Genomic DNA, 23,952 nt, shown 5'->3' on the forward strand with positions numbered 1-23,952 from the left:
CATGCCCCGCAATCCGGGCACGTCCGCCTCCGTCGGGCCCGTCGTCGCCGAGCTGATCGCCGACGTCCGAGAACGCGGCGCGGAGGCGCTCCTCGACCACCAGGAGGACACCGGCGGCCGCAGGCTCGCACTCCGATCCGCCACCCTCTCGCCCGACCCTCCGAGGCGAACCGGCGATCCGCGTTCGAGCGGATCGCCGTAGCCGTACGCACGACGCTCTTGAGAACCCGGCCACCCTGCCCAGCCGACCGCGCCGAGCCGGGCAGGGACCGGCTCGCCACAGACACCGCGAACCGGCGATCCGCGTGTCAGCGGATCGTCGTAGCCGGACTCACGACGCTCTCACCGACCCGGCCACCCTCCCCAGCCGACCGCGCCGAGCCGGGCAGGGACCGGCTCGGAATTCAATACAGACAGTTCGGCCCCAGCAGGCTCTTCAGCTCGCCGAAGAGGTCCGGGGTGATGCGCACGGGGAACGGCACCTCGAACACGCGGGCCGTGTCGCCCTTGATGAGCTTCAGGCGCACCTCGGTCTGGCCGGAGTGGCGGATGAGCACGTCGCTGAGCTGCGAGACCGTGTCGGTGGTCGCGCGCGACTCGGGCATCGAGACGGTGAGCGGTCCCGAGTCGCCGTCCTGGCTCATCTCGGGCGCGAACAGGCTGAACGCGTGCAGATTCATCCCGTCGTCGCGCATGCTGACGCGGCCTCTGACGACGACGATGGAGTCGTTCGTGAGCGCCGGGGCGAACTCCTGGTACGCCTTCCCCATGAACATGCAGGTGATCTCGCCGCCGAAGTCCTCGACCTGGATCATCCCGTACTGGTTGCCGGAGGCCTTGGCCATGCGGTGCTGGACGCTCGTGACGAGGCCCGCGACGACCACGGTCTCGCCGTCGGCGATCGTCTCCGAGATCAGCAGGTCGGCGATCGTGGTGCTGTAGTGCTTGGCGAGCTCGGTCTCGAGTCCGGCGAGCGGATGGTCGGACACGTAGAGCCCGAGCATGTCGCGCTCGAAGGCGAGCTTGTCGCGCTTGGCCCATTCGGGCCGCTCGGGCACCTGGATCGCGGCCTGCGGCTCGTCCCAGAGGCTGTCGAAGTCGAAGCCGACCTGGCCGTTCGCCTCGTTGCGCTTCTCCCCCACCGCCGCCTCGACGGCGTCCTCGTGCACCTCGACCAGGGCGCGGCGGGTCGAGCCGAGCGAGTCGAAGGCGCCGGCCTTGATGAGCGACTCGATGGTGCGCTTGTTGGTCACCTGCAGCGGCACCTTGCGGAGGAAGTCGTGGAACGTCTCGAAGCGCCCCTTCTCCTCGCGGGCGGCCCGGATGCCCTCGACGACGTTCATGCCGACGTTGCGGACGGCGCCGAGGCCGAAGCGGATGTCGGTGCCGACTGCGGTGAAGAAGCCGATCGACTCGTTGACGTCCGGCGGGAGCACCTTGATCCCCATCCGCCGGCACTCGTTGAGGTAGGCGGCCATCTTGTCCTTGGAGTCGCCGACGCTGGTGAGCAGCGCGGCCATGTACTCCGCGGGGTAGTGCGCCTTGAGGTACGCCGTCCAGTAGGAGACGACGCCGTACGCCGCCGAGTGCGCCTTGTTGAAGGCGTAGTCGGAGAAGGGCAGCAGGATGTCCCAGAGGGTCTTGACGGCCTCCATCGAGTAGCCGTTGGCGATCATGCCGCCCGAGAAGCCCTCGAACTGCTTGTCCAGCTCGGACTTCTTCTTCTTGCCCATCGCGCGCCGCAGCAGGTCGGCCTGCGCGAGCGTGAAGCCCGCTAGCTTCTGCGCGATCGACATGACCTGCTCCTGGTACACGATCAGGCCGTAGGTCCCTCCGAGCACCTCCGAGAGCGGCTCCTCGAGCTCCGGGTGGATCGGGGTGATCTCCTGCACGCCGTTCTTCCGCAGCGCGTAGTTGGTGTGGGAGTCGGCGCCCATCGGGCCCGGCCGGTAGAGCGCGAGGACTGCGGAGATGTCCTCGAAGTTGTCGGGCTTCATCAGTCGGAGAAGGCCGCGCATCGGGCCGCCGTCGAGCTGGAACACGCCGAGCGTGTCGCCGCGGGCGAGGAGGTCGTAGGCGGCCTGGTCGTCGAGCTCGAGGTCCTCGAGCACGAGGTCCTGTCCGCGGTTGGCGCGAATGTTGTCGAGGGCGTCGTCGATGATCGTGAGGTTCCGCAGCCCCAGGAAGTCCATCTTGATCAGCCCGAGCGACTCGCACGCGGGGTAGTCGAACTGCGTGACGATCTGGCCGTCCTGCTCCCGCTTCATGATCGGGATGATGTCCAGCAGCGGATCGCTGGACATGATGACGCCGGCCGCGTGCACGCCCCACTGGCGCTTGAGGTTCTCGAGCCCGAGCGCGGTGTCGAAGACCAGCTTGGCCTGCGGGTCCTCGGCGATGACGTTGCGCACGTCGAGCGCTTCCTTGTAGCGCGCGTGGGCGGGGTCGTTGATGCCGCTGAGCGGGATGTCCTTGCCCATGATCGCGGGCGGCATGGCCTTCGTCAGCTTCTCGCCCATCCCGAACGGGAAGCCGAGGACGCGCGAGGCGTCCTTGAGAGCCTGCTTCGCCTTGATGGTGCCGTAGGTGACGATCTGCGCGACGCGCTCGTCGCCGTACTTCTCGGTGACGTAGCGGATGACCTCGCCGCGGCGACGGTCGTCGAAGTCGACGTCGAAGTCGGGCATGGACACGCGGTCGGGGTTGAGGAAGCGCTCGAAGATCAGGCCGTGGCGCAGCGGATCGAGGTCGGTGATCTTCATCGCGTAGGCCGCCATCGAGCCGGCACCGGAGCCGCGGCCGGGACCGACGCGGATCCCGTTGCGCTTGGACCAGTTGATGAAGTCGGCGACGACGAGGAAGTAGCCGGGGAAGCCCATCTGCAGGATGACGCGGGTCTCGTAGTCCGCCCGGTCGCGCACTTCCTGGGAGATGCCGTCCGGGTAGCGCTCGCGCAGTCCGGCCTCGACCTCCTTCACGAACCAGGTGTCCTCGGTCTCGCCCTCCGGCACCGGGAAGCGCGGCATGTAGTTCGCCGAGGTGTCGAACTGGACGTCGCAGCGCTCCGCGATGAGGAGCGTGTTGTCGCAGGCCTCGGGGTGGTCGCGGAAGACCTGGCGCATCTCGCGCGGCGACTTGAGGTAGAACTCGTCCGCGTCGAACTTGAAGCGCTTGGGGTCGTCGAGGGTGGTCCCGGACTGCACGCAGAGCAGCGCCGCGTGCGAGGTCGCGTCGTGCGCGTGCGTGTAGTGCAGGTCGTTGGTGGCGACCAGCGGGAGGTCGAGGTCCTTCGCGAGCCGGATGACGTCGCCGATCACCCGCCGCTCGATGTCGAGGCCGTGATCCATGATCTCGGCGAAGAAGTTCTCCTTGCCGAAGATGTCGCGGTAGTCGGCGGCCGCCTGGCGGGCCTCCTTGTACTGGCCGAGGCGCAGGCGCGTCTGGACCTCGCCGCTCGGGCAGCCCGTGGTGCCGATCAGGCCCTCGGAGTACTGCGAGAGGATCTCGCGGTCCATGCGCGGCTTGAAGTAGTAGCCCTCGATCGACGCGCGCGAGGAGAGGCGGAAGAGGTTGTGCATGCCCGTCGTGGTCGAGCTGAGCAGCGTCATGTGGGTGTACGCGCCGGAGCCGGACACGTCGTCCCCTCCGCCGTCACCCCAGCGGATGCGGGTCTTGTCGGAGCGGTGCGTCCCCGGGGTGAGGTAGGCCTCGGTGCCGATGATCGGCTTGATCCCCGCCGCCGTCGCGGTGCGCCAGAAGTCGAAGGCGCCGAACACGTTCCCGTGGTCGGTCACGGCGATGGCCGGCATGCCCTCCTCGACCGCCGCGTCGATCAGCGGCTTCACCCGCGCTGCACCGTCGAGCATCGAGTACTCGCTGTGCACGTGGAGGTGGACGAAGGAATCGTTACTCGGCAAGGATGCGCCTCCGGCGGACTGCGGGCAGGGGAGGAATGGCCGGCGACCCGGGAGGGCCCGTGGACACGGCGGGAAGAAGTCTAACCGCGCCGGACGCGGGTCCGGCCGGGAGAGCGCGGATCACTCCCCGCGCAGCACCTCGAGGGCGTGCACCAGGTCGTCGGGGTAGGACGCCTCGAACTGCACCCACTCCCCCGAGCCCGGGTGGGTGAAGCCGAGCCGGACCGCGTCGAGCCACTGGCGGGTGAGGCCGAGCCGCTTCGAGAGGGTCGGATCGGCGCCGTACATGGCGTCGCCGACGCACGGGTGGCGCTGGGCGGCCATGTGCACGCGGATCTGGTGGGTGCGGCCGGTCTCGAGGTGGATCTCGAGGAGGGAGGCGAACGGGAAGGCCTCGATCGTCTCGTAGTGGGTCACCGAGGGCTTGCCGTCGGCGCGGACCGCGAACTTCCAGTCCGAGGACGGGTGGCGGCCGAGCGGGGCGTCGATCGTCCCGGCGAGCGGGTCGGGGTGGCCCTGCACGACCGCGTGGTAGACCTTCTCGACCGTGCGGTCGTGGAACGCGCGCTTGAGGTGCGTGTAGGCGCGCTCGGACTTCGCGACGACCATGAGGCCGCTCGTGCCGGCGTCGAGCCGGTGCACGATGCCCGCGCGCTCGGCCGCACCGGAGGTCGACACGGTGAAGCCCGCGGCGGCGAGGGCGCCGAGCACCGTCGGTCCCTCCCAGCCCACGGCGGGGTGCGCGGCCACTCCGACGGGCTTGTCGATCACCACGATGTCGTCGTCGTCGTGCACGATGCCGAGGCCGGGGACCGCCATCGGCACGATCCGCGGCTCCTCGCGCGGGCTCCACTCGACGCTCAGCCAGGTGCCGGCGCGCACGCGGTCGCTCTTGTCGAGGACCCGTCCGTCGGCGCTCACTCCGCCCGCCTCGGCGACCTCGGCCGCGAAGGTGCGCGAGAAGCCGAGCAGCTTCGCGACGGCCGCGTCCACGCGGAGGCCGTCGAGCCCGTCCGGGACCGGCAGCTCTCGGGACTGCGCCATCAGCGTCCGCCGGGGCGGTCGGCGTCGCGGGCCGCCTCCTCGACGGAGGAGGCCGCTGCGGGGGCGCCCGCTCCGGGGGCGGCGGGAGCGCCGTCCTCGGAGACGACCTGCTCCTGCTCGTCGCGGCCCGCGCGCTCGCGGGTGCCGTCGAGGCCGACGCCCCGCACGCTCAGGAGGACGAACAGCGCCATCGCCGTGCAGATCGCGATGTCGGCGACGTTGTAGATCGCCGGGAGCAGCCACGGCGTGAAGAGGAAGTCGACGACGTGTCCGAGCCCGAAGGAGGGCTCTCGGAACAGCCGGTCGAAGAGGTTGCCGAGGGTGCCGCCGAGCAGCAGGCCGAAGAAGACGCCCCACGCGGTGGAGCGGATCCGGCGCGAGAACCAGATCACGGCGACGACGACGCACGCCGCGATGATCGAGAAGATCCAGGTCGACCCGCTCGCGAGGGAGAAGGCGGCACCCGGGTTCTTCACGTAGTGCAGGATCAGGACGTCGCCGAGGACGTGGACGTCCTCGCCCAGGGTCAGGTTCGTCGTGACCAGGAACTTCGCGGTCTGATCGATCGCGAAGACCGCGAGCGCGACGAGGCCGAGGGTGACGAGCACCCTCGGCCTGACGTCCGCTGCGGCGGGACTACGCCCCAAAGCCCGACAGCGAGGACTCCGTCGACGCCGGCTGGGTGTCGAGGTCGCGGAGCTGGCCCTCGATGTAGCTCTTCAGCTTCTGGCGGTACTCGCGCTCGAAGGTGCGGAGCTCGTCGATGCGGTGCTCGACCGTCGCGCGCTCCTCCTCGAGCTTCGCGACCTGCTGGCGCTGCTTGGCCTCGGCCTCGGCGACGATGCGGGCGGCCGTGGCACGGCCCTCGGCGACGAGAGCGTCGCGCTTCTCGGCACCCTCGCGCACGTGCTCCTCGTGGAGGCGGCGGGCGAGCTGCAGGAGTCCGCTGGAGCTCTCGGCCTCGTCGACCGGAGCCGACTGCGAGGAGCTGACGGGAGCGACGACCGGTGCGGGAGCCGGGGTGGGCTCGGGCTCGGGCTGCGGCTCCGGCTCGGGTGCCTCGTCGACCACCGGGGCGGGAGCAGGAGTGCTCTCGCGCGGGGCGTCGGAGACTCGGGCGTCCGAGGGGCGGCTGTCGCCGGAGGAGAGGCGCTGACGAAGCTCCTCGTTCTCCTGGTTCAGGCGGCGGAGCTCCACGACGACCTCGTCGAGGAAGTCGTCGACCTCGTCCTGGTCGTATCCCTCACGGAACTTGGTCGGCTGGAACCGCTTGTTGACAACGTCTTCGGGAGTGAGCGCCATGGCTTTCCACCTTCGATTTCAAGTAGGTACACGTTTAACAACGCGCGACTAAAGCTAGCAACTTCAGGCGCACGGCGCAGTGCTGACACCGCGGGGAACGTCCGGACGTGCCAACGATACAGGGACGGTCAGGCGCGCTGGAGCCACGTGGCGATGTACATGCCCACGATGACGCAGAGCATGGTGAGGCTCCAGCCGAAATCGAGCGCGATCGGACCGATCGAGACCGGCTTGATCAGGCGTCGGAAGAAGCCGATCGGCGGGTCCGTGACGGTGTAGACGCCCTCCGCGGCGACGAGGCCGGCACCGCGGGGGCGCCAGTCGCGTCGGATCACGCGGACGAGGTCGAGCACGAACCGCGCCCACATCGCGAAGAAGTAGAGCAGCAGCACGAAGTACAGGACGCTCCCGAGGAGCGAGACGACGGAGGTCACCGGGGGCCAGGGCTCCCCGGGATCAGGACTTCGCGAAGAACGACGCGTCGGCGTCGCTCTCGGCGGAGGCGGAGTCGCCGGCGACGGTGATGTGCGACGGCGAGAGCAGGAAGACCTTGCTCGTCACGCGCTCGATGCGGCCGTAGAGGCCCTGCGAGAGTCCGCTCGCGAAGTCGATGAGGCGGCGGGCGTCCGCATCGCTCATCTGCGAGAGGTTGATGATCACGGGGATGCCGTCGCGGAAGTTCTCCGCGATGACCTGCGCGTCGCGGTACTGCTTCGGGTGGACGGTGAGGATCTCGTTCATCTCGGCGGGTGCCGTCGCCTTCGGGGTCTGGGGGGTGGGCTTGCGGAGCGGGGTGACCGTCGCGCGGGGCTGCTGCACCGGCTCGACGGGAGGGACGGGCTGCACCGGGGAGACCGGTGCGCGGTGGGCCGTCGCCGGGGCCGCCTCGACGGGCTCTGCGCGCTCGTACTCGACCTCTTCGTCGGCGAGTCCGAGGTAGACCATCGTCTTCTTCAGCGGGTTGGCCATGGGGTGTCCTCCGTGTCGTGTGTGCTCCCACAGGTGGGTCACCACGAGGTTAGGTGCGGGCGGGGCGTTCTCCGGTGATTGCCGATCCGATTCGCAGGTGTGTCGCACCCTCCGCGATCGCCTCGGCGAAGTCGTTCGACATGCCCGCCGAGATCGCCGTGGCGGAGGGCTCGACGGCGCGCACGCGGTCGGAGATCGACCGGAGCCGGGCGAAAGCCGGACGGGGCTCCTCGTCCAGCGGAGCGACCGCCATCACGCCGCGCAGCGTGAGGCCGGGCGCCCCGGCGAGAGCCTCGGCGAGGGGCTCGACGTCGGCGGGCGACGCTCCCCCGCGGTCGGGATCCTCGGTGAGGTTGACCTGCAGGAACACGTCGAGCGGCTCCTCCCCCGCCTCCAGCAGCGGGACGAGCGCGAGCCGGTCGACGGAGTGGACCGCGTCGGCGTAGCGGCGCACCTGGCGCGCCTTCTTGCTCTGGAGCTGCCCGATGAAGTGCCAGCGCGCAGCGGTCCCCGCCAGCTCGGCCGACTTCTCCTGCGCCTCCTGGTGCCGGTTCTCGCCGAAGTCGACGACGCCCAGCTCGAGGAGGTCGCGGAGCAGCGACACGGGGTGGAACTTGGTCACCACGATGGTCGTGACCGAGGACGCCTCGCGACCGGCCGAGCGGGTCGCGTCGGCGACCCGCTCGGAGACCTCGGCCCAGCGCGCGGCCAGCTCCGGATCCGGCACGACTACTTGAGGAAGTCGGGGATGTCCAGGTCGCTGTCGTCGTCGTCGAAGGACGGGTCGGCGACAGGGGCCGGGGCGGCGACGGGGGTGCTCGACCAGATCGAGCCGGCCGCAGGGGCGGCGGCGGGAGCCGGGACGGGCTCGGCGGCCGACTCGCCCGCCGAGCTCTGCTGCTGGCGCGGCTGGGCGATCGCGGCCTGAGCGGTCCCGCCCGGCTCTCCGCCGTCGAAGCCCGCGGCGATGACGGTGACGCGCACCTCGTCGCCGAGCGTGTCGTCGATCACGGCACCGAAGATGATGTTCGCCTCGGCGTGCACCGCCTCCTGGACGAGGCGCGCCGCGTCGTTGATCTCGAAGATGCCGAGGTTCGAGCCGCCCTGGATCGAGAGGAGCACGCCGTGCGCGCCGTCGATGCTGGCCTCGAGCAGCGGTGAGGCGACGGCCAGCTCGGCCGCCTTGATCGCGCGATCGGCGCCGCGCGACGAGCCGATGCCCATCAGCGCCGAGCCCGCGCCCTGCATGACCGACTTCACGTCGGCGAAGTCGAGGTTGATCAGGCCGGGCGTGGTGATCAGGTCGGTGATGCCCTGGACGCCGGCGAGGAGCACCTGGTCGGCGGTCGCGAAGGCCTCGAGCATCGAGATGCCGCGGTCGCTGATCTCGAGCAGGCGGTCGTTCGGGACGACGATGAGCGTGTCGACCTCGTTCTTCAGCGTCGCGACGCCGGCCTCGGCCTGCGTCTGCCGACGGCGTCCCTCGAACCCGAAGGGCTTGGTCACGACGCCGATGGTGAGGGCGCCGATCGACTTGGCGATCCGCGCGACGACGGGCGCGCCGCCGGTGCCGGTGCCGCCGCCCTCGCCCGCGGTGACGAAGACCATGTCGGCCCCCGCGAGGACCTCCTCGATCTCCTCGGCGTGGTCCTCGGCGGCGCGGCGGCCGACCTCGGGGTCGGCGCCGGCACCGAGTCCGCGGGTCAGCTCGCGGCCCACGTCGAGCTTGACGTCGGCGTCGCTGAGCAGGAGCGCCTGGGCGTCCGTGTTGATCGCGATGAATTCGACACCGCGCAGGCCGAGCTCGATCATGCGGTTGACGGCGTTGACGCCACCACCGCCGATGCCGACGACCTTGATCACGGCGAGGTAGTTCTGGTTTGAAGTCACGTCTCCGGCCTCCGGGCTGAACCTTAAACCTGTAGTTGAGGCTTAAAGTTATGCTGAGTATGCATTTGGGGTTCGGCTCCGACGGTAGGCGGAGTCCGGTCGCGCTCCCAGCAGACACGCCCGCAACGCTCGAAAGAACGCGCGGATCCGTCGCCGGTCAGGGCCGGGGCGCCACGACGGCGGCCTGGGGCGAGGACACGTCGTAAGTGCCGACGACGGCGGGGTCGGTCGCGGCCATCAGCTTCTCGAGCACGACGGCCTTGAGCGCCGACTCGTCCGACCCGCCCCAGACGACTTCCGTGCCGTTCTGCAGGGTGAGCGAGACGTCGTCGCCGGTCGTGGCCGTGGCGGCCGTCACCTGCGGAGCGAGCGACGCGGGCAGGGAGCGCAGCACCCGCGCGGTCGCGCGGAAGCCGGCTCCCGAGGCGTCGCCGGACGCGGTGGTGAGGACCGGGTAGCCGGGCTGCGCCGAGTCCGCCGTCTCGATGACGACTCCGGCCGCGTCCACGAGCTCGAAGCGGCCCCCCGCCGCGATCACGCCGAGGGGCGTGCGCTCGACGATCGACACCACGAGGGTGCTCGGCGGCCGGGTCTGCACCGAGTAGCTCTGGATGAGCGGGGACGCGCCCAGCACGCGGCCGACCTCGTCCCGGTCCACCAGGGTGAGCGGGACGCCGAGCTGGTCGTCGAGCTCGCTCTGCAGGGCGGCGGCGTCGACGCGCTGGGTGCCCGAGATCTCGATCGTGCGCACGGCCATGAGCGGCGAGAAGGCCGCGACTCCGACGATGAGGGCGAGGGCGACGAGCGATCCGGCCACGACCAGGGCGATCAGGCGGCGCCGACGCGCGCGCTTCGTGAAGCGGCGGACCTCCCCCCGCTCGTAGCGCCTCCGCTCGCGGGCGGCCCGGGAGACGGCCCGGTTCTCGGCACCGGGCAGGCGCAGGCCCGAGAGGGTGCGGCGGACCGCGCCCGCGCGCGACGGAGTGCGCTCGGCCGGCTCCGGGTCCACGCGGATCGCGGTGACGATCCGGATCGGCTCGGTGTCCGGCTCCGGCTCGCCGCCGCGCGCGGGGACGCTCCGACCGGGCGCCGGAGGGCGTCCGCCGTCGGGCCGCTTCACGGCCGCTCCCCCGCTTCGGGCGCGAGGACCGCGGTCATCGTGCGACCGGCGCGGCCTCGCTCGCGCCGAGCGACTCGAGCACCTGCGGGATGATCCGGTAGACGTCGCCGCAGCCGAGGGTGATGACGAAGTCGCCCTCGCGCGCGATGCCGGCCGTGAGGCGGGCCGCCTCCGCCCAGTCCGGGACGAACGAGACGTGCGACGGGTCGGCGAACTTCTCGCTGACCAGCGCTCCGGTCACTCCGGGCTCCGGATCCTCGCGCGCCCCGTAGACGTCGAGGACGATCGTCTCGTCGGCGTAGCGCTCGAGCGTCTCGGCGAACTCGCGGGCGAAGAGGCGGGTGCGGCTGTAGAGGTGCGGCTGGTGCACGGCGATGATGCGGCCCTCGCCGACCACGGTGCGCGCGGCGGAGAGGGCGGCGGCCACCTCGGTGGGGTGGTGGGCGTAGTCGTCGTAGACGCTGACTCCGCGGACCGCTCCGTGCAGCTCGAAGCGGCGCTCCGTGCCTCCGAACGCCGACACGGCCTCGAGCGAGGCGGCCGGATCGAAGCCCAGGCCCACCAGCACTGCGAACGCGCCGGCCGCGTTGATCGCGTTGTGCCGGCCGGGGATGCGGAGGCGGGCCGAGTAGCGCCTGCCCTCGTACTCGACCGAGAAGCCGACGGGGCCGACGAGGTCGAGGTCGACGACGCGGACGTCCGCCCCCTCGGCCTCGCCGAAGGTCAGCACCCGTCCGCCGACCAGCCGCTCGGTGACGCGGACGGCGCCGGGGTCGTCGGAGGAGATGACGACGAGCTCGCTCGCGGAGGAGGCGAAGGTGACGAAGGCCTCCTCGAACGCCTCCAGCGATCCGTAGTGGTCGAGGTGGTCCGGGTCGACGTTCGTGATGAGGGCGACCGCGGTGTCGTAGAGGAGGAAGCTGCCGTCCGACTCGTCGGCCTCGACGACGAAGACCTCGCCGGAGCCGGCGGCGGAGGAGGTGCCGAGGCTCTCGATGATGCCGCCGTTGACGAAGCTGGGGTCGGCGTCGACGCCGAGCAGGCCGGTGACGATCATGCCGGTCGACGTGGTCTTGCCGTGCGCTCCGGCCACCGCGACCAGGCGCCTGCCGCGCACCAGCCAGGCGAGGGCCTGCGAGCGGTGCAGCACGGGCAGGCCGCGCTCCTTCGCGAGTAGGTACTCGGGATTGTCGGGCCACAGGGCGGAGGTGACGACGACCGCCTCGGCGTCCCCGAGGTTCGCCGCGTCGTGGCCGATGGCGACCGGGACGCCGAGCTCCCGCAGCTGCTCGATGGGGTGGGACTCGCGGACGTCGGACCCGGTGACCCGGTGCCCGGCGTGGTGGAACAGCCGGGCGATCCCGCTCATCCCGGAGCCGCCGATGCCGATGAAGTGGACCGAGCCGAGCTCGTCGGGGACGGTGATGCCGAGGTCGGGCTTGATCACGGGGCTCTCGCTTTCGGGTGGGTCGCGGCGGGCGGGAGGGGCCTCCCGCGGTGCGCCGGATCAGTGTAGACGGTGGGCGGGAGTGCTCTCACGAGCCGCGCGGAGCGGGCTCAGCGCGGAGCGGAGAGGGTCGACTCGATCAGGTCGACGAGCCGCCCGGAGCCGTCGCGGACTCCCACGCGGGCAGCCCGGCGCGCCATCTCGTCGCGACGGGCGGTGTCGCCCAGGAGCGGTACGAGCTCCCGCTGGACCCAGCCGGGGAGGAAGGCGGCGTCCTCGACGAGGACCGCTCCCCCGGCGTCGACGACGCCGCGCGCGTTGTAGCGCTGCTCGCCGTTGCCGACCGGGTACGGGACGTAGACCGCGGGCAGGCCGAGGGCTGTCAGCTCGCTGACGGTCGCCGCCCCCGCGCGGGAGACGGCCACGTCCGCGGCGGACAGCGCGAGGTCCATCCGGTCGCAGTAGGCGAGGAGGTGGTAGCCGGCCACCCCCGGGTCCGTGATCTCGGCACGGTCGCCCGTGATGTGGAGGACCTGGAAGCCGGTGGCGACGAGATCCCGGGCGGCGGCGTGCACCGTCGCGTTGATCCGTCGAGCGCCGAGGGAGCCGCCGGTCACCAGGAGTGTCTGCCGGGACGGGTCGAGGCCCAGCGCCGCCATCGCCTCGTCGCGGCGCGCGGCCCGGTCGAGCTCGGCGATCTCGCGGCGCAGCGGCATGCCGACGACCCGCGCGTGCGGCAGGGGCGTGCCCTCGAAGGCCACGCCGACCGAGCGGGTCGCGCGCGCGCCGAGACGGTTGGCGAGCCCGGGGCGCGCGTTGGCCTCGTGGACGGTGAAGGGGACGCCGGCGCGGCGCGCCGCCAGGTAGGCGGGTGCTGCCGCGTACCCGCCGAAGCCGACCACCGCGTCGATCCGCCGGTCGCGGATCGTCCGGACGATGCCGGCGATGGTCGCACGGAAGGCTCCGGGGAACCGCAGCGCCGCCGCGTTCGGACGGCGCGGGAACGGCAGCCGCGGGATCACCGAGAGCTCGTAGCCGCGGAGGGGGACGAGGCGGGCCTCGAGCCCCTCGGCGGTGCCGAGCACGAGCACCTCGTCGTCCGGGTTCCGCCTGCGGATCTCATCGGCCGTCGCGAGCAGCGGATTGACGTGGCCGGCGGTGCCGCCGCCGGCGAGCAGGTAGCGGGTCACTCCGCCGCCGCCTTCCTGCGGCGCAGCACGCCAGCGCCGGGCAGGGGCGCGGTCTGGGTGCGGGCGAAGGAGAGGACGACGCCGATGGCGAGGAGCGAGCTGAGCAGGGCGGTGCCTCCGGAGGAGATCAGCGGCAGCGGGACCCCCAGCACCGGGAGCACCCCCAGGACGACGCCGATGTTGACGAACGCCTGGCCGATCAGCCAGACCATGATCGCGCCGGTGCTGATCCGCACGAACGGATCGGAGGACGCGTGGATGACGCGGAAGAAGGCGACCGCGAGGACCACGAACAGCGCCAGGACGACGATCGCTCCGATCAGCCCGAGCTCCTCGCCGATGATGGCGAAGATGTAGTCGTTGTCTGCGGCGGGCAGCCAGGACCACTTGGCCTTGGAGTTGCCGAGGCCCACGCCGAAGATCCCGCCGGAGGCCATCGCCCAGGTGCCGTGCACCGGCTGCCAGCACGAGTTCTGGTACTCCTCGACGTTGGAGCAGTCGCCGAGGAAGGACATGATCCGGGTGAGGCGGTTGTCGCTGGAGACGGCGAACAGCACCGCTCCGATCGCGCCGACCACCACGATCGGCACGAGGACCTTCATCTGGACGTTCGCGTAAAAGAGCGCGGCGAGGACGATGCCCGCCATGATCACGACCGTGCCCAGGTCGCCTCCGATGAGGACCAGTCCGATCGCTGCGCCGCCGACGATCAGGACGGGGATGAGCGCGTCCTTCCAGTCCTTCGGCGACCGGTAGCGGCGGGCGAGCAGGAGCCCCAGCCAGAGGGCGAGCGCGAGCTTGATGATCTCGGAGGGCTGCATGCTGAAGGCGCCGAGGCGGATCCAGTTGCGGTTCCCGCCGACGGAGTCGCCGAGCGGCGTGAAGAGCACGAGGCACTGGAGGACGCAGCCGGCGATGAGCAGGATCGGCGTCACGCGCTTCCACACGCCGAGGGGCAGCCGCGAGACCACCAGCATCATCGGGATCCCGAGGAGGGCGAACCCGCCCTGGCGCAGGAAGCCCCCGAAGGAGTCGTCGCTCGACACGTAGGAGGTGACCGACGAGGAGGAGAGCACCATCGTCAGTCCGAACAGCACCAGGAAGAGCGTGGTTCCGAAGAGGAGGTAGAAGTTCGGCGAGTGGGAGGCGAAGACCTTCGAGAGGACGATCCGCGCGGAGCGGGCCCCGCTCCGGTCCTTCCCGCGCGGCTCAGTGCGCGAGCGGCCCGCGGGGCGGCTCGTCGTCGGAGCGGTCATCGGCTCCCCCTCCCAGGTGTGTCGCCACGGCGGCCGCGAAGGAGCGGCCCCGAGCCGCGTAGTCGAGGAACTGGTCCATCGAGGCCGCGGCGGGTGCGAGCAGGACGACGTCCCCCGAGCGGGCGAGCGTCGCGGCCGCCTCGACGGCCGCCTGCATCACCGCACCAGTGTCGTCCGGCACCGCCTCGCTCACGGGGAGGGCGGGCGCGTGTCGTCGGAATGCCGCGAGCAGCGCCGAGCGGTCGGCGCCGATCACCACGGCGCCCCGCAGGCGGCCGACGTGCGCGGCCACGAGGGCGTCCACGTCGACGCCCTTGAGCAGGCCGCCGACGACCCAGACGACCGACGGGTACGCGCGCAGCGAGGCGTCGGCGGCGTGCGGGTTCGTGGCCTTGGAGTCGTTCACCCAGGTCACCCCGTCGTGCTCGGCGACGACCTGGATGCGGTGGGCGTCGAGCTCGAAGGACGCCAGCGCGGTGCGGACGGCCGTGACCTCGATCCCGCACGCTCGGGAGAGCGCTGCCGCGGCGAGCACGTTCTGGACGATGTGCGGAGCGGCGAGGTTCCGTGCGGCGAGCTCGTCCACGGTGGTGATCTCGAGGGCACTGGTGCGGCGGTCCTCGAGGAAGGCGCGGTCGCAGAGGATGCCGTCGACGATCCCGAAGTCGCTCGGGCCGGGCACGCCGAGGCCGAACCCGATCGCCCGGGCGCCCTCCACCACCTCGGCGTCAAGCACCATCTGCTCGGTCGCCGCGTCGGCGCGGTTGTACACGCAGGCGACGCGGGTGCCGGCGTAGACCTTGCCCTTGGCCGCGCGGTAGGCGTCGAACGAGCCGTGCCAGTCGAGGTGGTCGTCGGCGATGTTGAGGCACGCGCTCGCGATTGGCTCGATCGCGCCCAGGTAGTGCAGCTGGTAGCTCGAGAGCTCCACGACGAGGACGTCGAAGCCCTGCGGGTCGCGGACCGCGTCGAGCACGGGCACGCCGATGTTGCCGCAGGGGGCGGCGCGGAGGCCGCCGGCCACGAGCATCGTCGCCGTGAGCTGGACGGTCGTGGTCTTCCCGTTGGTGCCGGTGACGGCCACCCAGTCTGCCGGAGTGCCGTCGGCGCGCACGACCTTGTCGCGGACGCGCCAGGCGAGCTCGACGTCGCCCCATACGGGGATCCCGGACTCCGCCGCCCACACGAGGATCGGGTGCGTCGGCCGGAAGCCGGGCGACACCACGACCAGCTCAGGTGCGAACGCGTGCAGCTCCTCCGGAGCGGAGTCGAGGCGGTCGGCCCGGTGCAGGCGGGCGCCGATCACCTCGAGGAGGCGCTCGCGCTCCTCGTCGGCGCGGTCGGCGAGGACCAGCACCTCGGAGCCGAGCTCGGTCAGGGTATCGGCCACCGAGAACCCGGTGACGCCCAGGCCCAGCACGGCGACGCGCAGGCCGCGCCAGTCCGAGTGCCAGCTGCGGAGGGAGTCGGGACGGGCGGGATCGGTCATGCCAGCGACAGCCATTCCAGGTAGAAGAGCCCGACTCCGGCGGCGACGAAGATGCCGGCGATGATCCAGAACCGGACCACGACGGTGATCTCGGCCCAGCCCTTGAGCTCGAAGTGGTGGTGGAGCGGGCTCATCAGGAAGATGCGCTTGCCCCGGGTCAGCTTGAAGTAGATCCGCTGGAGGATGACCGAGCCGGTCACGATGACGAACAGGCCGCCGATGAGGATGACCAGCAGCTCGGTGCGGGTGAGGATCGCCAGGGCCGCGAGCGCGCCGCCGAGGCCGAGCGAGCCGGTGTCGCCCATGAAGATCTGCGCCGGCGAGGTGTTCCACCAGAGGAAGCCCACCAGGGCACCGGAGACGGCCGCCGCGATGATGGCCAGGTCGAACGGGTCGCTCACCTGGTAGCACTTGTCGACGACCTCGGGGTTGAGGTGCTGGTCGAAGCACCACTGGTTCGACTGCCAGAACCCGATGATGACGTAGGAGCCGATCGCGAGGATCGAGGACCCGGTCGCGAGTCCGTCGAGCCCGTCGGCGACGTTCACGCCGTTCGACGTGCTGGTGACGATGATGCAGATCCACAGCACGAACAGGCCGATGCCGATCCAGCCGAGGGAGGCGAAGTCGAACGGCAGGTCGCGGATGAACGAGATCGAGGTGGACGCGGGGGTGAGCCCGTTGGAGTCGCGGACCATGATCGCGATCACCGCGAAGGCCGCGGCGACGATGACCTGGCCGGCGATCTTCGCCCAGCCGCCGAGGCCGAGGCTGCGCTGGTTGCGGGTCTTCAGGAAGTCGTCGACGAAGCCGACGAGTCCGAGCCCGACCATCATGAAGAGCACCAGCAGGGCCGACGGCGCGATCGCCCGGTTGCCGAACAGCATCCCGAGGAAGTAGCCGACCACGGTGCCGATGATGATGACGATGCCGCCCATCGTCGCCGTGCCGTGCTTGACGTGGTGCGACTTCGGTCCGTCCTCGCGGATGAACTGGCCCCACTGCAGGCGGTGGAAGAGGCGGATGAACAGGGGCGTCATCAGGAGCGTGAAGGCTCCGGAGAACGCGCCGGACAGGAGGAGTGCCCTCATCGGTGACGCTCCCCGAGACGGTCGGCGAGGAAGCGCAGCCCCGCGGAGTTGGACGACTTGACCAGCACGGTGTCGTCGGGTCGCAGGTAGTCCTCGAGGAGGTCGAACGCCTCGTCGGAGGTCTCCGCGAAGACGGACTCGCCGCTCCACGACCCCTCGCGCTCGGCCGCGACGTGAATCCGGCGGGCGCCTCGGCCCACCACCACGATCTGGGAGATGTTGAGGCGCACGGCCAGAAGGCCCACGCGCTCGTGCTCCTCGTCGGCCCACTCGCCGAGCTCGCTCATCTCTCCCAGGACGGCGACGGTGCGCCCCCCGGGCTTCGCGATCTGGGCGAGGGTGCGCAGGGCGGCCGCGGTGGAGTCGGGACTCGCGTTGTACGCGTCGTTGATGACGCGGACGTCCTCGCCGCCCAGGACCTCCATGCGGCCGCGCTCGGCGAGGGTGACGGTCGCGAGAGCCTCGACGATCGCGGGCAGCGCCACTCCGACAGAGAGCGCGGCGGCGGTCGCCGCGAGGGCGTTCATCACGTGGTGCTCGCCGAGGACGCGCAGCAGGAGCTCGGCGCGAGCGGCCTCGCGGCCCTCCCCCGCCGAGACCTCGATGGCGAAGCGGGTGCCGTCGGCGGTCGCGTCGATGTCGACGGCGCGGACGTCCGCGCTCTCGCCGCGGCCGAACCAGAGGACCCGGGCGGCGGTGCGGCCCGCCATCGAGGCGACCCGGCCGTCGTCGGCGTTCAGCACGGCGACGTCGTCGGCGGTGAGGTCGGCGACCATCTCTGTCTTGGCCTCGAGCGTGCGCTCGATCCCGCCGAACTCGCCGGCGTGCGCGAGGCCCACGGCGAGGACGACGCCGACGTCGGGCCTGGCCATCCGGACGAGGCGGCGGATCTCGCCGACCGCGCTCGCGCCCATCTCGGCGACGAGGAAGCGCGTCGACTCGGACACCTGGAGCATCGTGATCGGCGCGCCGACCTCGTTGTTGAAGGATCCGCGCGGAGCGACCGTCTCGCCGACCCGCTCGAGGACGGTGCGGAGGAGGTTCTTGGTCGTCGTCTTGCCGTTCGAGCCGGTGACGCCGATGACGGTGAGCCCGCCCTTCGCGCGGACGCGCCGGACGACCTCGGTCGCCAGCGCGCCGAGCGCCTCCACGGAGTCGTCGACGAGGACCTGCGGCACGTCGAGGTCGAGCGGGCGCTCCACGATGAGGAGCGCGGCACCGCGCTCGAGAGCGGCGGGAGCGAAGAGGTGGCCGTCGGTGTGCTCGCCGCGCTTGGCGACGAAGATGCCGCCGGGCGCGATCTCGCGGGAGTCGGTCTCGGTCGCTCCGTCGATCACGGTGGCGGCCGTGGCGGACGAGCCGGCCAGGTGGAGGCGTCCGGAGACGGCCTCGGCGATCTCGGTGAGGGTGAGGGCGATCATCTACAGCCAGCCCGCCTCGCGCAGCGCGTGACGGACGTCGTCTCTGGCCGAATACGGCATGTGCACTCCTGCGATCTCCTGGTGGTCCTCGTGGCCGGGCCCGGCGTAGAGGATCGAGTCCCCTTCGCGCGCGAGGGCGACGGCGGCGCGCACGGCAGCGCGCGGGTCGGCGATCTCGTGGATCTCCCGGTCGGGCACGGCGGCCCGGGCGCCCTGGAGGAGCGCGGCGCGGATGGCGGCCGGATCCTCCCAGCGCGGGTGGAAGTCGGTGACGACCACGACGTCGGCGAGGCGGGCGGCGATGGCGCCCATATCGCTCCGCTTGGTCGTGTCGCGGTCCCCGTCCGCCCCGAACACCATGAACAGGCGGCCGGGCGTGATGGTCCGCAGCGCCTCGAGCGCGTTCTGGAACGCGTCGGGGGTGTGGCCGTAGTCGACGTAGACGCGCGGTCCGCGCTCCCCCGAGACGAGCTCGGCGCGGCCCGGGATGTAGACGTCGAGACGGCTGTCCTCGAGCGCGTGCGCGACGGCGTCCAGGTCGAAGCCCGACTCCACCAGCATCACGATCGCCAGCGCCGCGTTGGACGCCATGTACCAGCCGATCAGCGAGACGGTGACGACGACGGAGCGGTTCTCGGGCCCCTCCAGGCGGAAGGTGGTGCTGTCGGGCGTCGCGTCCAGCACCGTCATCGACCAGTCGGCGGGCGTCGTCGGGGCGACTCCGACGACCGGCGAGCCGGCGAGCGTCGCGACGGGGATGCGGCTGCGCTCGGCGAGCTCGCGCCCCCAGGCGCTGTCGACCGTGACGACGCCGCGGCGTGCGCGCTCCGGCTCGAAGAGGTCCGCCTTGGCCTCGAAGTACTCGCGCAGATCGGAGTAGTCGTCGAGGTGGTCGTGGCTGAGGTTCGTGAAGCCGACGACGTCGAAGACGAGGCCGTCGATCCGGTGCCGCGTGATCGCCTGCGCCGACACCTCGATGGAGACCGCGCGGACGGCGGACTCGCGCATCCGCGCGAGCAGGCCGTGCAGCTCGCTCGCCTCGGGAGTGGTCAGCGAGCTGACCACGGCGACGTCGCCGATCCGGCGCTCGGCGGTGGAGCTGAGGCCGGAGACGACTCCGAGCCGGCGCAGCAGCGCGTCGAGGATGTAGACGACGCTCGTCTTGCCGTTGGTCCCCGTCACGCCGAAGAGCGTCGGGACGTCCTCGCGGGTGCGGTGGATCCACGCGGCGACGTCGCCGAGGGCGGCCCGCGGGTCGGGGGTCACCAGCACGGGCAGGCCGCTGTCGGCGGCGAGCTCCGCTCCGGCGGGATCGGTCAGCACGGCGACGGCTCCGGACGCCGCGGCGGCGGACGCGAAGGCCGCGCCATGGGCACGGCGTCCTGCGACACCGACGTAGAGGTCTCCGGACTCGACCTGGTTCGAGTCCAGCGTGACTCCGCTCACCTCGACGCCCTCGAGGCCGCGGACCGGGCCGAGGGAGAACTCGGCCACGAGCTGCGAGAGGCTCCGCGGCACGGGGTGCTCGGGGCGGAGGGAGGACTGCGGGCGAGGGTCGTGCACTGCCCGCTCTTTCTCTCGTTCTGGTGCGTGGATCGTGGTCCCGGCGGGGCTCACCACGTCGTGGGGTACTGGACGGGCGGCACCGTGGACGGCTCCACCCGGTTGGTCTTGAGCACCTGGGTCATGACCTGCTGGAAGACGGGAGCCGTCGCCTGGGACGTGTTCATCTTAACCGGATCGGCGATGGTGACCGTCACGACGTACTCCGGGTCCTCCGCCGGCGCGAGCCCGGCGAGCGAGACGGTGTAGCTCTTCGAGTAGCCGCCCTTCCCGTCGGGCTGCTGCGCGGTACCGGTCTTGGTGGCGATGTTGTAGCCGTCGACATGGATGTCGTTCGCCAGCCAGCCCTCGTTGTAGTGCGTCTGCAGCATGTCGACGACCTGCTTCGCGGCCGAGCTCGACACCACCTGGGTGCCCGTCGCATCGGGGACGTCCACGACGGAGCCGTCGGCCGTGGTGCAGCCGTCGATCAGCTGCGACGGGAGCCGCACTCCGCCGTTGCCGAGCGTCTGGTAGATGCTCGCGACCTGCACCGCGGTCGCCGAGACGCCCTGGCCGAACATCGTCGTGTAGTTCGTCTGGTTGTCCCAGTCCTGGTAGTCGGCGAGCAGGCCGCCCTCCTCGCCGGGGAAGCCGCTCGTGGTGGGCGTGCCGAGACCGAACTTCTGCAGGTAGTCGTAGCGGGTCTGGGCCGACAGGCGGGAGCCGAGCATCGAGATGCCGACGTTCGACGAGTCCTTGAGGATGCCGGTCAGCGTGTAGTTCGTCGGGGTGTGCGCGAAATCGTCGCTGAAGGAGGCGCCGTCCTTCTCGAAGGAGTCCGGGACGACGACCTGGGTCGTCGGGCCCGCCTGGCCCTGGTCGATCAGCATCGCGGCCGTCATCGGCTTGAAGGTCGAGCCCGGCTCGAACGGCGCGCGGAACGCGCGCGAGCTGCGGTCGGCGGAGGCGCTCGCCTCGACGTTGTTGGGGTCGACGGTCGGCGTCTCGGCCACGGCGAGCAGCTTGCCGGTCTTGACCTCCTGCACCACGACGATCCCGTAGCTGCCGCCGACCTCGGCGACGCGCTGCGAGAGGACCTGCTGGGAGTAGTACTGGAGGTCGGAGTCGATGGTGAGCTTCAGCGTCCCGCCGTCGACGGCCGGGGTCTCCGAGACGGTGCTGCCCGGGATCCGGACGTAGTCGGCGCTGCGCTCGTAGCTCTCGGACCCGTTCTGCCCCGCGAGGCAGGTGTTCTCCGCGTACTCCATGCCCTCCTGGGCCGCTCCGTCCGCCCCGACGTAGCCGACGAGGTTGCCGGCCACCGCGCCGTTGGGGTAGCTGCGTCCCTGCTGGGTCTCGAAGTAGGTCCACGGGATGTCGAGCGCGACGAGCTTCTGGTAGGCCTCGAGGTCGAGCCCCTCCGAGAGGATCAGGTAGTTGGCCTTGGCGTCCTTCGCGAGCACGGCGTCCACCGCTCCGGTGATCTGCTCGACCGACTGCCCGGTGATCGCGCCGATCTCGGAGGCGGCCTGCTGCACGCTGACCATGACCTTCTGGTCCTCGCCCAGCTCGCGCGGGAACTCGGCCACGTTCTTCGGCGAGGTCGTCAGCCGGTAGCGCGTGGTGGTGTCCGCGAGCACCGTCCCGGAGCGGTCCACGATGGGGCCGCGCTGGCCGTAGGTGACGACGCTGTTCGACTGGTTCTGGGCGGCCGCATCGGTGAGCTCGTTCGCCCGCACGATCTGGATGTCCACCAGCTTGCCGATGAAGAGTCCGACGACGGCGACGATGATGACGAACGTGACGGCCGTGCGGCGTCTGCTCGAGCGGTGGTGTCTCACTGCGGCGGTGTCCTTCTTGCTCCGGGCGGGCGGGCCGCCGTTCGTCGGGTCCGGATGGTCGTCGTGCGCCCCGCGGGGCGGGTGCCCGCACGGAGGCGGACCGCGACGCCGTGCGTCAGTGCGTGATGGGCGCGGGCAGCTCGCCCTGCAACGGTACGGCCGCGCCGTCGACAGCCGGGGAGGACGCGCTCGCGCCGGGCTGGAGAGCCGGGACGAGGGCGTTGGGCACGAGCGGCGCGGAGGCGGTGCCCGCGACTTCGCTCGACGCGGCGGAGGAGGGGTCGCCCAGCACGGCGCCGTCCGAGAGGCGGAGGTAGACCGGCGCGGTATTGGCGACCATGCCCAGGCCCTGCGCGGCGGTGGCGAGGTTCTGCGGCGAGCTCAGCGTGTCGACGGCGTCCTGCTTCTCCGCGTTGCTGCGGGTGAGCGACTTCTGCTCGGTCTGCAGCGCCGAGATCTGGTAGGCCCCCTGCGAGAGGCCGACGCTCACCAGGAGCTGGACGACGATGATCGCGAAGAGGCCGGCGACGGCGACGATCCCGTAGACGAGCTTCGGGCGCGACTGCGCCTGACCGGCCGGGACGGCCTCGATGCGGGGGCGGGGCGCCTCCTCCTCGGGGCGTGCTCGGCGGGCGGTGTCGATGACGGCGGGGTCGATGACGGCGGTGGCGCTCATGCGGTGCTCCTGATCCTCTCGGCCGCGCGCAGACGCACGGGTGTCGCTCGGGGGTTGCGGGCCTTCTCGTCGTCGGAGGCGAGCTCGGCTCCGCGGATGACGAGTCGGAACTCGGGTCGGTGCTCCGGCAGCTCCATCGGGAGGCCGGCCGGGGCGGTGGAGGAGGACGCGGCCTGGAGCGCGCGCTTGACGATCCGGTCCTCGAGCGACTGGTACGCCTCGACGACGATCCGCCCGCCCTCGTTGATCCGGCCCAGCGCGGCGGGGATCGCCCGCTCGAGGACGGACAGCTCCTGGTTGACCTCGATCCGCAGCGCCTGGAAGACGCGCTTGGCGGGGTGGCCGTTCCGCTGGATCGCGACCGGGGTCGCCGCCTGGATGATCTCGACGAGACGGCCGGAGCGCTCCAGCGGAGCCTCGCGACGGGCCTCCACGATCTTCTTGGCGTAGCGCGCGGCGAGGCGCTCCTCGCCGTACTCGTGGAAGATGCGGCGCAGGGCGGTCTCGTCGTAGTCGGCGATGATGCTCGCCGCCGTGAGCGGGGCGGTCGAGTCCATCCGCATGTCGAGCGGCGCGTCCTTGGAGTAGGAGAACCCGCGCTCGGTCTCGTCGAGCTGGAGCGAGGAGACGCCGAGGTCGAAGAGCGCTCCGTCGATCGTGTCGATGCCCAGCTCGTCGAGCACGTCGGGCAGCTCGTCGTAGACGGCGTGCACGAGGTCGATCCTGGAGGCGTGGGCGGAGAGCCGCTCCCCCGCGAGCTGCAGCGCCTCCGGGTCGCGGTCCAGGCCCACGAGGTGCAGGCCGGGGAAGCGCTCGAGCAGCGCGAGCGAGTGCCCGCCCATGCCGAGCGTCGCGTCGACGACGACCGCCCCGTCGCGCTCCAGCGCCGGAGCGAGGAGCTCGACGCAGCGCTCGAGCAGCACCGGGAGGTGCCGCTCCTCGGTCGGGCGCGGAGCGTCCTTCGGAGTGTTCTCTGCCATGGCGGTCCCGCCGTTCCCGTTCCTGTCGTCCGATCCCCATCCACCTCGCGTCCGGACACCGGGGAAGGTGCGTCCGGGCGCCGAGTGGCTGGGAGTCGCGCGACAGGACCTAGAACAGGCCGGGGATCACCTCCTCCTGGGTGTCGGAGAACACGGACTCCTGCTCCTGCAGGTAGGTCTCCCAGGCGCCCTGCGCCCAGATCTCGGCGCGGTTGCCCGCGCCGATGACGGTGAGGTCGCGGTCGAGGCCGGCGTAGGCGCGCAGCGGAGCCGGGAGGGTCACGCGGTTCTGCTTGTCCGGCGTCTCGGCGCTCGCGCCCGAGAGGAACACCCGGAGGAAGTCCCGCGCCTGCTTGCTGGTCACCGGCGCCTGCCGGATCTTCTCGTGCATCACCTCGAACTCGGCCTGGCTGAACACGTACAGGCACCGCTCCTGGCCGCGCGTGACGACGACTCCGGAGGAGAGCTCGTCGCGGAACTTGGCGGGGAGGATCACGCGGCCCTTCTCGTCGAGCTTGGGGGAATAGGTGCCGAGGAACACGGACTGCCCCCCACTTCTTCCGGCCAAGGATGGTGTGTCCTCCACAGTACTCCACTTCCCCCCACTCACAACCCCGGCGCGGCGCGGGGCGCGCCGGAGAGGCCCCGGTCATCCGCGTGTTTCCGCGGAATCGCGACAGCGGGGCGAAGTGGAGGGGGAAGGTCGCGGGAGGGAGGCCGCGGGCACGAAAAAAGGGCCGATCCGTGAGGATCGACCCTGTGGTGGAGCGGAGG

Annotated in this window: 21 protein-coding genes; 1 reads left to right on the forward strand and 20 read right to left on the reverse strand. The window is 71.3% G+C overall.

The window, feature by feature from the left end; all coding sequences use genetic code 11:
• On the forward strand, window positions 1-202 hold a 202-nt coding region (locus C5D09_RS17705; RefSeq protein ID WP_219813062.1), incomplete at its 5' end, for a hypothetical protein.
• Between the two features lie 202 nt (window positions 203-404).
• On the opposite strand, the gene dnaE is transcribed toward C5D09_RS17705, so the two are convergent.
• The 20 genes from dnaE to mraZ all read right to left on the reverse strand — a co-directional run bounded on the left by dnaE (window position 405) and on the right by mraZ (window position 23,719).
• Window positions 405-3,866 (reverse strand): DNA polymerase III subunit alpha, encoded by a 3,462-nt coding sequence (dnaE, locus tag C5D09_RS09205; protein WP_244229655.1) that lies wholly within the window; start codon window positions 3,864-3,866, stop codon window positions 405-407.
• 171 nt (window positions 3,867-4,037) lie between these two features.
• The gene (locus tag C5D09_RS09210; protein WP_104261660.1) at window positions 4,038-4,961 is read right to left on the reverse strand and encodes an RluA family pseudouridine synthase; all 924 of its coding nucleotides are present in this window, start codon (window positions 4,959-4,961) and stop codon (window positions 4,038-4,040) included.
• Complete coding sequence (gene lspA / locus C5D09_RS09215; protein WP_104261661.1) at window positions 4,961-5,569, reverse strand: signal peptidase II; 609 nt, start codon at window positions 5,567-5,569, stop codon at window positions 4,961-4,963. Before lspA ends, C5D09_RS09210 begins: the two co-directional genes overlap by 1 nt.
• A 28-nt stretch (window positions 5,570-5,597) precedes the next feature.
• Window positions 5,598-6,263 carry a DivIVA domain-containing protein gene (locus C5D09_RS09220; RefSeq protein ID WP_104222600.1) on the reverse strand — a complete coding sequence of 222 codons (666 nt, stop codon included), beginning with the start codon at window positions 6,261-6,263 and terminating at the stop codon, window positions 5,598-5,600.
• A gap of 128 nt (window positions 6,264-6,391) precedes the next feature.
• Window positions 6,392-6,697: a YggT family protein gene (locus C5D09_RS09225; RefSeq protein ID WP_258059242.1), complete on the reverse strand. Its 306-nt coding sequence runs from the start codon at window positions 6,695-6,697 to the stop codon at window positions 6,392-6,394.
• 22 nt (window positions 6,698-6,719) lie between these two features.
• Window positions 6,720-7,232 carry a cell division protein SepF gene (locus C5D09_RS09230; RefSeq protein ID WP_104222599.1) on the reverse strand — a complete coding sequence of 171 codons (513 nt, stop codon included), beginning with the start codon at window positions 7,230-7,232 and terminating at the stop codon, window positions 6,720-6,722.
• A gap of 49 nt (window positions 7,233-7,281) precedes the next feature.
• A complete protein-coding gene (locus C5D09_RS09235) occupies window positions 7,282-7,959 on the reverse strand; it encodes a YggS family pyridoxal phosphate-dependent enzyme (RefSeq protein WP_104222598.1) in 678 nt (225 codons plus the stop codon).
• Between the two features lie 2 nt (window positions 7,960-7,961).
• The gene (gene ftsZ, locus C5D09_RS09240) at window positions 7,962-9,122 is read right to left on the reverse strand and encodes a cell division protein FtsZ (RefSeq protein WP_104269148.1); all 1,161 of its coding nucleotides are present in this window, start codon (window positions 9,120-9,122) and stop codon (window positions 7,962-7,964) included.
• 157 nt (window positions 9,123-9,279) lie between these two features.
• Window positions 9,280-10,242: a cell division protein FtsQ/DivIB gene (locus C5D09_RS09245; protein ID WP_104269149.1), complete on the reverse strand. Its 963-nt coding sequence runs from the start codon at window positions 10,240-10,242 to the stop codon at window positions 9,280-9,282.
• Between the two features lie 34 nt (window positions 10,243-10,276).
• On the reverse strand, window positions 10,277-11,689 hold the full coding sequence (murC, locus tag C5D09_RS09250) for a UDP-N-acetylmuramate--L-alanine ligase (RefSeq protein ID WP_104269150.1): 1,413 nt from the start codon (window positions 11,687-11,689) through the stop codon (window positions 10,277-10,279).
• A gap of 110 nt (window positions 11,690-11,799) precedes the next feature.
• Window positions 11,800-12,879 carry an undecaprenyldiphospho-muramoylpentapeptide beta-N-acetylglucosaminyltransferase gene (gene murG, locus C5D09_RS09255; RefSeq protein WP_104269151.1) on the reverse strand — a complete coding sequence of 360 codons (1,080 nt, stop codon included), beginning with the start codon at window positions 12,877-12,879 and terminating at the stop codon, window positions 11,800-11,802.
• Window positions 12,876-14,135: a putative lipid II flippase FtsW gene (gene ftsW / locus C5D09_RS09260; protein ID WP_104222593.1), complete on the reverse strand. Its 1,260-nt coding sequence runs from the start codon at window positions 14,133-14,135 to the stop codon at window positions 12,876-12,878. The genes murG and ftsW overlap by 4 nt, the downstream gene beginning before the upstream one ends.
• Window positions 14,089-15,639, reverse strand: coding sequence for a UDP-N-acetylmuramoyl-L-alanine--D-glutamate ligase (murD, locus tag C5D09_RS09265; protein ID WP_258066962.1), 1,551 nt, complete (start codon window positions 15,637-15,639; stop codon window positions 14,089-14,091). Before murD ends, ftsW begins: the two co-directional genes overlap by 47 nt.
• Window positions 15,621-16,715, reverse strand: coding sequence for a phospho-N-acetylmuramoyl-pentapeptide-transferase (gene mraY, locus C5D09_RS09270; RefSeq protein ID WP_104222591.1), 1,095 nt, complete (start codon window positions 16,713-16,715; stop codon window positions 15,621-15,623). Before mraY ends, murD begins: the two co-directional genes overlap by 19 nt.
• Window positions 16,712-18,136 carry a UDP-N-acetylmuramoyl-tripeptide--D-alanyl-D-alanine ligase gene (gene murF, locus C5D09_RS09275; protein ID WP_104269152.1) on the reverse strand — a complete coding sequence of 475 codons (1,425 nt, stop codon included), beginning with the start codon at window positions 18,134-18,136 and terminating at the stop codon, window positions 16,712-16,714. The genes mraY and murF overlap by 4 nt, the downstream gene beginning before the upstream one ends.
• Window positions 18,137-19,699: a Mur ligase family protein gene (locus C5D09_RS09280; RefSeq protein ID WP_104233349.1), complete on the reverse strand. Its 1,563-nt coding sequence runs from the start codon at window positions 19,697-19,699 to the stop codon at window positions 18,137-18,139.
• Window positions 19,700-19,749: 50 nt separating this feature from the next.
• Window positions 19,750-21,522, reverse strand: coding sequence for a penicillin-binding protein 2 (locus C5D09_RS09285; RefSeq protein WP_258066963.1), 1,773 nt, complete (start codon window positions 21,520-21,522; stop codon window positions 19,750-19,752).
• A gap of 115 nt (window positions 21,523-21,637) precedes the next feature.
• Complete coding sequence (locus C5D09_RS09290) at window positions 21,638-22,198, reverse strand: hypothetical protein (RefSeq protein ID WP_104222588.1); 561 nt, start codon at window positions 22,196-22,198, stop codon at window positions 21,638-21,640.
• Window positions 22,195-23,178, reverse strand: a complete 984-nt coding sequence (gene rsmH, locus C5D09_RS09295) for a 16S rRNA (cytosine(1402)-N(4))-methyltransferase RsmH (RefSeq protein WP_104250752.1) — start codon at window positions 23,176-23,178, stop codon at window positions 22,195-22,197. Before rsmH ends, C5D09_RS09290 begins: the two co-directional genes overlap by 4 nt.
• A 109-nt stretch (window positions 23,179-23,287) precedes the next feature.
• Window positions 23,288-23,719 (reverse strand): division/cell wall cluster transcriptional repressor MraZ, encoded by a 432-nt coding sequence (mraZ, locus tag C5D09_RS09300; RefSeq protein WP_104222586.1) that lies wholly within the window; start codon window positions 23,717-23,719, stop codon window positions 23,288-23,290.
• Window positions 23,720-23,952: the final 233 nt, after the last annotated feature.

This window comes from Rathayibacter sp. AY1C9 (assembly GCF_002932315.1).
Classification (GTDB): Bacteria; Actinomycetota; Actinomycetes; order Actinomycetales; family Microbacteriaceae; genus Rathayibacter.